Genomic DNA, 9,837 nt, shown 5'->3' with positions numbered 1-9,837 from the left:
GAGCTTGGAGGTGCAATGGCGGCCGATCGCCAGCGGCAGCTCGTCCGGGCCCATGCCGCAGCCGTCATCGCTGACGCGCAGCAAGGTCAGCCCGCCGCCGGCCGTGGCGATCTCGATGCGCGAGGCGCCGGCATCCAACGCGTTTTCCACCAGCTCCTTGACCACCGATGCAGGGCGCTCGATGACCTCGCCGGCGGCGATCTGGTTGATGACGCTGTCTGAAAGCTGGCGGATGGGCATGAAACAGCTATAGCCGGATTCGACGGGCCGGTCAGCCTGTCAGTGCATCACGCTGATTGAAGCCACTTGGTTCAGGCGACCTGGCTCGATGGCGGGAGGCCGGCGACCATGCGCGCTTGCTGGGTGAGCCACAAAGCGGTTTCGTGGCCGGGCATGGGGAAGGCGATGCCGTAGCCCTGCACGGCAGGGCAACCGAGACGTTTCAGCGCTTCGAGCTGCGCCTGCGTTTCAGCACCCTCGGCAACCACGCCGATCTCCAGCGCCCGCGCCAGTTCGATCACCGCGCGCACGATCTTGGCATTGGCATCATGGTGGTCGATGCCGGCCACGAAGCGGCGATCGATCTTCACCCGGTCGATCTGGTCGGGATCGATATGGCTGAGCGACGCATAGCCGGTGCCGAAATCGTCGAGTTCGAGATGGATGCCGGCAAGCCGCAGCCGGCGCAGCTTGTGGGCGATGCCGGTCTTTTCATCATCAAGGATGACGGATTCCACGATCTCAAGCGAGAAGCACGAAATCGGCAAGCCGGCTTGGTCCAGTGCCTTGAACAGGAAGCTCTCGAAGTCGGGCTCGCGCAGTTCGGCGCTCGACACATTAACGGCAAGTCGGCCGAACACGATGCCGGCGCGATGCCATAGGCCTGCTTGCGCAATGGCCTTGCGGATGACGAGACGACCAATGTCGGCCATCGCGCCGCTTTTTTCCGCGACAGGCAGGAAGATTGATGGCGAGATCGTGCCGCGGACGGGGTGGCGCCAGCGTATAAGCGCTTCAACGCCGATCACGGACCCTCCGATCAGATCGACCTGCGGCTGGAAGAAGACGTTGAAGGCGTCATCGGCGACCGCGATGCGGATGTCGCGCGCAAACGCCTTGTGATGATCGAGCTCGGCGCGCAGATCGCCGGAAAAGAAGGCAGACGCTCCGCCGCCCAGTCGTTTGGCGGAATACAGCGCGAGGTCGGCATGCACGATCAGATCCTCAGACCGGCTGGCATCATCGGGGAAAATCGCGACGCCGGCGCTCGCACCGGGAAGAATGGTCGCCCCGTTGAAGGTCAGCGGCTGGTTGATGGTGTCGAGCAGATGCGTTGTGGCAGACTGGACGCTTGTGAAGCTGTTGGGCGCTGGGATGAGGACGATGAATTCATCGCCGCCGAGGCGAACGCAGATGTCCTTGGCACGGCAGGCCTGTCGCATGCGCTGGGCCGTGCGGCTGAGCACCATGTCGCCCGCCGCATGGCCGAGCGTATCGTTGATCTGCTTGAAACGGTCGAGATCGATCTGGATCACCGCGAGCCGCTCGCCACGGGCGCGCATATCGCTTAGAAAGCGCTCGAAATTGGCGATGAGATAGGCGCGGTTGTAAAGGCCGGTGAGGGAATCGTGTTCGGCGGCAAAGGCCATCTCGTTGCGCGCTTCCACCAACTGGCCGGTGCGTCGCACGATCATCTGCGTCATCGGCCGGAAAACCAGCAGGCCGATCATCGCGATCGTCGCCATGGACAGCATGAACAGCTTGCGATGCATGCTCATCAACTGTGCTCGCCGCTGTTCGGCCTGCTCCATCAGCCGGGTGCTCAGGGCTTCATAGGCGTTGAGCGTCGCGTCGGCGACGGTGCGATCGACATTGGCGCGCTCGCGGCCGGCCAGGTAGGTCGCGCCTTGTCCTTCTTGCTCCAGTCCCTCTTCGATTGCGGTGGCGAGCCTCCAGCCATTGGCAGCCAGGCTCGTTGAGAAATGGTCGAGATGATAGGGCTTGCCGTAGAAGACGGCGTCCACCGAAGCGGGGTCCTGCACGTTTGGTGAGTGGAAATCCGCACCCGTGAGCGCCAGCAGGCGATCATAGTTCTTTTCGAACAGCGCCGTTGCGGACCGCAGGGAATAAACAAGGTTTTCGTTGTCGCCATTGCCCTTGCTGGCGGCAAGCACGAGAAACACGACGCGCTGCGACAGCGCCTTCTGCTCGCCGGACAGTTGCAGGATGCCGGCGTCGCGCTGCTGTTCCGTCATCATCTGCTGCAGCAGCACGAAGGAAGCAATGGTCATGGCGGACATGACCATCAAGGCAAACCAGTAGGCGCACTTGATGACGGTACTCAGCCTGTCCGCACTCGGACCGGACCCCTTATCCGTCATTCTCTTCCCCCGGTTGTCCCGCCCCCCACGGACAGTCACCGGATGAAGTTAATGAGTCGGAAAATGTTCCCCGCGCTAAGTCGATCGTGGTTACCGAGGCGTTGCAGCCAAGACTAGGTGGTGGGCACCACGACTAAGCTGCTAGCGGCTTAGCCCCGGTTCATTTCCTGGATATAGCCATAAAGGTTGGTGGAACGCGTGCCGGACCGGCAATAAGCAAAGACCGGCTTCGGCAACGCTTCGAGCGCCTGAGCCTGTTCCTCGACATTCTGCGCGGTCATCTGGCCGCTGATCACCGGCACATGGCGGAATTCCAGGCCAGCAGCTTCAACGGCCGCCTGGATCTCGGCAACGCTGGGCTGGCCGGGATCTTCATTGTCGGGACGGTTGCAGATCACGCTCTTGAAGCCGGCAGCCTTCAGTTCGGCGACATCGCCGGCCTGGATCTGCGCAGAAACGGAATAGTCCGGTGCGATCTCTTTGATGTTCATGGCGTCCTCTCGCATTCACCTGAGCGCTACAGAGCCGATGTGCGCAGCGGCGTCAATCAAGCTGATCTCGAAACGGCTTCGGTCCGCTTGCGACGCATGAGTCAAAGCGCTGCATTTTTGCTGCCCGTTGATCTACCTCAAAGACCATTGCCCGATGACAGTCTTTAACGATGCTGCAAGCACTTGCCTTTGGCAGAGGATGGCAATCGAGCCAGGTTCGGCCCCGACTGCAGGCAAGGCACGACTAGACGGGCGCGACGGGTGACACCGTAGGCTCTGTCAGATGAAGGATCGTCATGTCCACTCACCTTTATTCCCGCCGCAAATTTCTGCTCGCCGCTTCCGCCCTTTGGCTGACGCTGGCTGTGCCAGCCGCGAACGCGCAAAACCGCGAAATCCATGTTCTCAAGGATCCGAACTGTGGCTGCTGCTCGGCCTGGGTCGCTGTCATGCAAAAAGCCGGCTTCAAGGTCACCGTGGAAACGATCGATGCCATAGAGCTTGATCGCTACAAGCGCGAGAACGGCATTCCGGAAAACCTGTTTTCCTGCCACACGGCCCGGATCGACGGCTACCTGATCGAAGGACATGTGCCAGCTGCCGATATTGTGCGCTTGTTGGACGAGCGGCGCGATGCCATCGGCCTTTCTGCACCGGGCATGCCCACGGGCGCGCCGGGCATGGGGTCGGAAGCCGATCGCGAAGCCTATGATGTCGTGCTGTTCGGCAAGAACGGGAAGACCGAGATCTTTTCGCACTATGACGCTGCTTGAGCGCGCGTCGCTAGAGCGATCTTAGACGACCCGGTCACCCCGACCTGAACCGAGCACAGTCTGGATGATCAGTTGCAGATCGCGCGCGACGGTCATCTGGCCGAGATAGGTAGCGTCCAGCGCGGCCAGGCGTTCAGGATCGGACATATCGACGCCTGCCACCTGCGACACGCCGGTAATGCCTGGTCGCAGGTGGGAAACATTGTGGCGGCGACGGGCTTCGACCAAGGCGACCTGGCTCGGCAAGCAAGGGCGTGGACCCACGAAGCTCATGTCGCCGCGCAGGATATTGATGAGTTGCGGCAGTTCGTCGAGCTTGGTGCGTCGCAACAACCCGCCGATCGGGGTGACTGCCACGCGACCGACTTCGTGGCTCGGGCGGTCGGGCGTATCCACAAACATCGTGCGCAGTTTGAAGCAGGTGAAAACCTGCTCATCGCGCCCCACCCGGGCCTGCCGCAAAAGGCCGGGACCCGGAGAGCCGCGGCGCACGAAGATGACCAGAATGCCGATCACCAGCAAAGCGGGAAGAATGCCGATCAGGGCCAGGGAAAGGTCGAGCAAGCGCTTCATGGATGCGTCATAGATGGGGAAGGCCGTGCCTGACCAGCCATCTCATCTGGTGGCCGCAACATATTGCGCGCCCGACGCCTCGATGGCGTTCGCGAGCGGCGTGCTCGGCTCGAAGGCGAAGGTGCGGAAGAAGCGAGCCGAGTCGACCGGCAGCGAGCCGAACAGGCTGTTGGCCGCAACGCTCAAGACGGGCAGGGCGCGCGTTGCAGACAGGCCAGGCAAAAAGAATAAGCGGCCGCCGCGCTTCATCCCCATCCGCAAGGCGGTGATGACTTCGGGCAGGGCAAGCGGGAGAGGATCGGCAAGACAGTAGGTTCCCGAAAGGTCGCTAGGCCATTCGCGTCCGGCAAGATGCGCAAGCGCTTCGCTCAGGGTCTGCACGGACAGGTAGGAGCGTCGATTGGCGATGCCGCCGAAGGGCAGGGGCAGGCCACTGGCGGCCAGTTGCTGAAGCCGTTTCCAGTTGCCGCCCGCATCGGCGCCGATCACCAGCGGGGGGCGCAATGCGACGGCCAAGCGATCCGGTGAGGCGAAGGTAGCGACGATGCGCTCGCTTTCCAGCTTGGAGCGGCCATAGGGCTCGACCGGCGCAGGTGGCGTATCGTCTGTCACGACGGTCGATGACGTCGATCCGACCACGGCGCGGATCGAGCTAAGATGAATGAAGCGCTGAACGCCGGCGGCCTTTGCGGCTTCCACCAGCGCGGCGGTCAGATCCACATTCGCCGCCTGCAAGGCTTGGGCGGCGTCATTGCCCTTCGGAACGGCGGCAAGGCCGGCGAGGTGAATTACGGCCTCGGCACCGTCGAGCAAGGACGCAAACTGTTCGGGCTTTTCACTCAGGCGAACGAGGTCGATCCCGGACGTGTCATGCCAGTCAGCGGGGATTGTCGCGCCGGCGCGGATGCCCGCTGACACCTGGTAGCCCTGATCAGCCAGATGGCGGACGACGTGACGCCCGATGAAGCCGTTGGCCCCTGTGACGGCCAGCCTCATTTGTCCGCACCCGTCGATGCGAGAAAGCCGCTGTGATGCGGATGCAATTGCTTGCACATGGCTGTTGTCCTAAGTGAATGACGTGAATTGGGTTTGGATGATGCAATGAGTCTGTACGGCTTTGCCAAGGATCACGGCATCTTGCGCTATGTCAGCCTCGCGCACGACCTGATCGTCGCATGTATCGCGGTTTATCTCGCATATCTCACCTTCTACGGCGAGATCGGCCTGATGTATGTGCCGGATCTCCATCTGCGCATCGGTGCCTTTGCGGCCGTTTGCGCCGTGTCCTTTATCCTGTTTTCGGTGAGTTCCGGCTCCTGGCGCTATGTGTCCTTGCCGGATCTGACCGCCATCATCAAGGCCGCGCTGACGGCCGTCATCACCTGCACGCTCGCCGCGTTCCTGGTTTCGCGCGGCGAATGGCTGCCGCGCTCCGTGCCGATCCTGACCATGATCTACCTTGTCGGCGGCATGACGGCCTCGCGGCTCACCTATCGCCTGATCGTGGAGCGCAGCTTCCTCGGCACCCCGATGATCGGCCGTTTGTCGGAAAACCGGCGCTATATCCTGTTGCTGGGCATGAGCGATGCCGCCGATAGCTTCATCCGCTCGGCGCGCCGCAATCCCGGCGGAGGCGTGTCCGTGATCGGCATCCTCGACAAGTCGCGCAGCAATCTCGGTCGCAAGGTGCAGGGCGTCAAAGTTCTGGGCTCGCTGGAAGATCTTCCAACGATCGACGCAGCCTTGAAGCGACGCGGCGTGTCCATCACCGAATTGCTGATCACGGAAGCGGGCGTCGATCGGGCGCGGCTGGGCGAGATCGTGGAAGCGGCAACCGCGCATGGCATGATCGTGTCGCGTTTGCCGGGCGAATCTGAGCGTTCGGAAGTGCGCAGCGGCGATGCCATGGAGCGCAAGCCGATCGAACTTGGTGATCTTCTCGGCCGCGCCGAGGTTCATACGGACCTCGAAGGCGTGTCGCGCCTGCTCAACGACAAGGTCGTGTTCGTGACCGGGGCAGGCGGGTCTATCGGCTCTGAGATTTGCCGCCAGATCGCAGGCTTTGCGCCGCGCGTGCTGATTGCCACCGACAATTCGGAGTTCCATTTGTTCGAGCTCGATCTCGAACTGCACGACACCCACCCGAAGCTGCCGGTCGTTTCCCGCATCATGGACATCCGCGACACCGGCCGCGTTCAAAGCCTGTTCGCCGAACACCGCCCGGACATCGTGTTTCATGCCGCAGCCCTGAAGCATGTTCCGTTTGTCGAGGATAATCCGCTCGAAGGCGTGAAAACCAATCTGCTCGGCACGCGCAACATCGCCAATGCCGCACTCGAAGCCGGCGCTTCGACCTTCGTGATGATTTCCACTGACAAGGCGGTCAACCCCACCAACGTCATGGGCGCCACCAAGCGCGGCGCCGAAGCCTATTGCCAGTCGCTCGACCTCGCTTCGGTGAAAACGCGCTTCAAGACCGTGCGCTTCGGCAATGTGCTGGGTTCCAACGGCTCCGTCGTGCCGCGCTTCCAGGAACAGATCGCGCGCGGCGGGCCGGTTACGGTCACGCATCCGCACATCATCCGCTATTTCATGACGATCCCGGAAGCCGTGCGCCTCGTGCTCCACGCGTCATCGCACGCGCTGCAGCAGAGGAACGAGCGCGGCAAGATCATGGTGCTCGACATGGGCAAGCCGGTGCGCATCGTCGACCTGGCCGAGCGCCTGATCCAACTGGCTGGGCTCAAGCCGCGCGTGGATATAAAGATCACCTATACCGGCCTGCGGCCAGGCGAGAAGCTCTACGAAGAGCTGTTCGACCCTTCAGAGGTGAAGAACGAACGGACCGACGAGGGCTATGTCATGGCCTCGCCGCGGGTCATCGATAAGGCCTTGCTGAAGCGCACTATTGACGAGATCGAGGCGGCAGCGGACGCAGAAGACGCCGAGCGCGCGCTGCAGCTGCTGTTCCACATCGTGCCGGAATATCGCGCCGACTCGGGCGACCGCGCGCTGCTTTCTTCCACAGATCTCACGCCCTCGGCTGGATATAATCTCGACGCGAGCTGAGGCTCTGCTTCACCGCGAGAGTTTAAAGCACAGCCCGATCAATGGCTTAGGGCTAATGCTCGTCAAGCTGTGCCTTAATCTACAAGCTTGGTAGACATTGTTGACATCCTGTTTCAGTGCGTCATACTCCTTGAGCCGATGTTGAGAAAACCGGCTTAGGGAGCCTGATGCTCCTCCAATCGCACGGGTTCATTCTTGAGGAAGATGTTTCTGCTTGAGGCTGAAAAATGAAACAACTTTCCCGATCCACCCGCGTTAACCTTTCCCTCGAACCAGTGATCTGATGCTTTGAACTGAACCGGCATCTTGCCATCAAGCTGAGGACAGACCGATGACGACTGTGCTTCCCGCGCTTCATGAAGGGCACGCCCCGATCTTTCTGCATCAAGCCTTCGACGATGCGATCCATGGCTACGAGGAATGGGCGCCTAATCTCGCCGAACCGGAAGTCGAGTTCGACGGCCGCGCGGTGGGCATCAGCGCCGTCTTCGGTCGCATGCGCGATTGCACCGACCTCCTGCCGACGCGCACGCTCGAAACAGTGCGCGCGGTAACCCAGGAAGACAGCGCGCTGAGCGACCAGCAGGTCACCGATGCCGACGCGGCGACTTTGATGCGCACGCTGTTCGTTGAACGCCTGCGAGCCTAAGGAGAAAACCGATGGCCCTGATTACCGATCTTGCACCTGCCACACGTCCCTTGAAGGCGCGTCCCTTTAGCCTCTCACAGGCAGCCGCCTACACGGTCTTCACAGGCGCCGCCGTGTTCACCCTGGCCGTCGTCTTCGGCTTCCTGCCCTGAGACCGGGTTCCGACGCGCTCACCTAGTGCGTCGGCTCTGCCCCACGGACGGCTGAAGAGAGCCTTGTGGGTATTGCACAACTCCCGAAATAAGCCGCCGCCTTTCCACTTGACACGACCAACTATCACCGACATAACGCGCCTCGCAAAGACGGACCGGCCAAGCCATCCTCTTTCGCCTGCTGGGGAATAGGTTAACGGTAGACCCACGGACTCTGACTCCGTTAGTCCTGGTTCGAATCCAGGTTCCCCAGCCAAACTGCTTTCCAGATCTAAGAAATCCGCTGAAATCCAGCTGTTCGAAGTGACGCTCCTTCGCGTCGTATCGGCGTCCCGCAACTGGTGCCCACAACTGATGTCCAGAGCTGGTGTCCATCCGCCCTGGGCCGACGGAGGCACAGGGCGGATGGGACTGCGAAGGCACCAGGTCGAAAACCTCGTTCTCAGAGGGCCGATCTTCTATTGGCGGGCACGCATTCCCGTCGGCTTCAAGGCCGCGGGCAGGAATGCCAGGCTTTCATTGAGCCTTAGGCTGTCTGATCGTAAGAAGGCTTCCGTGGTGGCAAGGCGGCTGAATGCCCTGCTACTCCAGATCGAGATGGTGCCGACGACCAGGATGGCGACGAGGGAACAGCTGACGCGAATTTTCGCGCTCGAAGCGGAAGCCATGCGCGAGGAGATTGCCGCGCTAGACCTGGCTGCCAAGCGGGTGGGTAGCTTGCGCGATCCAGTCCATCGTGAGGCAGACCGTCAGGTCGGCTGGGCCTACCGCCTTTTGCATGCCTATGGCCCAAGTGACGAGCTTTCTTTCGCTGAAGGCGGCGAAGCACGCGAAGCCTTGATCAAGGCTGGAGTTCAGGCCGACGACATCCCCTTTATTGAAGCCACCTACCGTGCCGAGCGGGGAGTCACCACCCTCCTTCGGCACACCGCCGGCCATCCCCGGTCAGGAAGGGCAGCCGTAGCGAAACATGTCCGGCGACAACATCAATTCAAAACCGTCGGCTTAAACGATAGCCGATCAAGCTGTGGCTCTCTGCCTTTCTCGTAAATTGTAGATCATTCGTGCCTGATCTGACCGGCAGTTCTCTGAACCATCTACGCAACTAAACCGTGCAGACTGCGAACAAACCGTCGGTCAAGACAGTTTCTACCGCCACAATGGGTTGGATGCGGAAAGGCAGCTATTCCACATCGCTCGCCCGACAGCTGGCAGTGCGCTTTCGGCCAGAGACGGCTCTAGGAGATTATTTCCTGTTGAGGCGAAACTATCTAAATTGAGTGCATTAACCTGGCAACGGCAAAAGGACGTACTTAGCTGGCGATATTTGAAGCTTACTTCTGCTTCGACAAGCAATGGCTCTTTCTCCACGGGCTCTCCGTTTTCCCTCAGGCCCGAGTGGCCTAAGGAGAACAACAATGGGAATTTCTCAATATGATCCTGCCGCACGAAAGCGGCATGGTTGGAATGCCGGAAGGAAGGTCGGGGCAAAACGAGCTCTGAAGCCGACGCAGATCTGGGCCATTCGCTTTTACCTCGACCATGAAGGCAGATTGTGAGATCGAGCGCTTTTCGATCTTGCAATCGACAGCAAGCTTCGCTGGTGTGATCTGGCAAAATTAAGATTGGCACTTTAGTCATCGGTCCTGGAACATGATCGACCTCGATCATGCGGTGATCGTTGATGTCGCGGCAACCACCCGAGTGCGCCAGGCTGAAGTCACCGCGCAGCGCCGGATGATCGAGCGT

At 61.0% G+C, this 9,837-nt stretch carries 10 protein-coding genes and 1 tRNA gene; 6 read left to right on the top strand and 5 right to left on the bottom strand.

All coding sequences use genetic code 11. The features are described 5' to 3' along the window. From RTX98_RS09650 to RTX98_RS09640, 3 genes are all read right to left on the bottom strand, one after another. The coding region (locus tag RTX98_RS09650; RefSeq protein ID WP_312796245.1) for an ATP-binding protein at window positions 1-240 on the bottom strand (240 nt) is incomplete at its 3' end. Between the two features lie 71 nt (window positions 241-311). Continuing rightward, complete coding sequence (locus RTX98_RS09645) at window positions 312-2,381, bottom strand: putative bifunctional diguanylate cyclase/phosphodiesterase (RefSeq protein WP_312796243.1); 2,070 nt, start codon at window positions 2,379-2,381, stop codon at window positions 312-314. Between the two features lie 149 nt (window positions 2,382-2,530). After that, on the bottom strand, window positions 2,531-2,872 hold the full coding sequence (locus tag RTX98_RS09640) for a TIGR01244 family sulfur transferase (RefSeq protein WP_189503362.1): 342 nt from the start codon (window positions 2,870-2,872) through the stop codon (window positions 2,531-2,533). Between the two features lie 296 nt (window positions 2,873-3,168). On the opposite strand from RTX98_RS09640, the gene RTX98_RS09635 reads away from it, so the two are divergent. Then, window positions 3,169-3,645 carry a DUF411 domain-containing protein gene (locus tag RTX98_RS09635; RefSeq protein WP_312796235.1) on the top strand — a complete coding sequence of 159 codons (477 nt, stop codon included), beginning with the start codon at window positions 3,169-3,171 and terminating at the stop codon, window positions 3,643-3,645. Window positions 3,646-3,666: 21 nt separating this feature from the next. Here the strand turns inward: RTX98_RS09635 and RTX98_RS09630 are convergent, their stop codons facing one another. Together RTX98_RS09630 and RTX98_RS09625 are read right to left on the bottom strand one after the other, a co-directional pair. Beyond that, entirely contained in the window at window positions 3,667-4,218 is a 552-nt protein-coding gene (locus RTX98_RS09630; RefSeq protein ID WP_312796234.1) for a sugar transferase, read from the bottom strand. Between the two features lie 42 nt (window positions 4,219-4,260). Then, window positions 4,261-5,214 carry an NAD-dependent epimerase/dehydratase family protein gene (locus RTX98_RS09625; RefSeq protein WP_312796232.1) on the bottom strand — a complete coding sequence of 318 codons (954 nt, stop codon included), beginning with the start codon at window positions 5,212-5,214 and terminating at the stop codon, window positions 4,261-4,263. A 105-nt stretch (window positions 5,215-5,319) separates the two neighbouring features. Between RTX98_RS09625 and RTX98_RS09620 the strand changes: the two genes are divergently transcribed. The 5 genes from RTX98_RS09620 to RTX98_RS09600 all read left to right on the top strand — a co-directional run bounded on the left by RTX98_RS09620 (window position 5,320) and on the right by RTX98_RS09600 (window position 9,138). Next, window positions 5,320-7,287, top strand: coding sequence for a nucleoside-diphosphate sugar epimerase/dehydratase (locus RTX98_RS09620; protein ID WP_312796230.1), 1,968 nt, complete (start codon window positions 5,320-5,322; stop codon window positions 7,285-7,287). Between the two features lie 331 nt (window positions 7,288-7,618). Continuing rightward, complete coding sequence (locus RTX98_RS09615; protein ID WP_312796228.1) at window positions 7,619-7,936, top strand: hypothetical protein; 318 nt, start codon at window positions 7,619-7,621, stop codon at window positions 7,934-7,936. A gap of 11 nt (window positions 7,937-7,947) precedes the next feature. Further along, window positions 7,948-8,088: a hypothetical protein gene (locus RTX98_RS09610; protein WP_312796227.1), complete on the top strand. Its 141-nt coding sequence runs from the start codon at window positions 7,948-7,950 to the stop codon at window positions 8,086-8,088. Between the two features lie 182 nt (window positions 8,089-8,270). Further along, window positions 8,271-8,344 (top strand) — tRNA-Gln (locus RTX98_RS09605). A 149-nt stretch (window positions 8,345-8,493) separates the two neighbouring features. Then, a complete protein-coding gene (locus RTX98_RS09600; RefSeq protein ID WP_312796226.1) occupies window positions 8,494-9,138 on the top strand; it encodes a DUF6538 domain-containing protein in 645 nt (214 codons plus the stop codon). The last annotated feature ends 699 nt before the right edge of the window (window positions 9,139-9,837 follow it).

Origin of the sequence: Tianweitania sp. (assembly GCF_032053605.1) — a bacterium.
Classification (GTDB): domain Bacteria; phylum Pseudomonadota; class Alphaproteobacteria; order Rhizobiales; family Rhizobiaceae; genus Tianweitania.
This window is presented reverse-complemented; position numbering and strand designations above follow the sequence as displayed.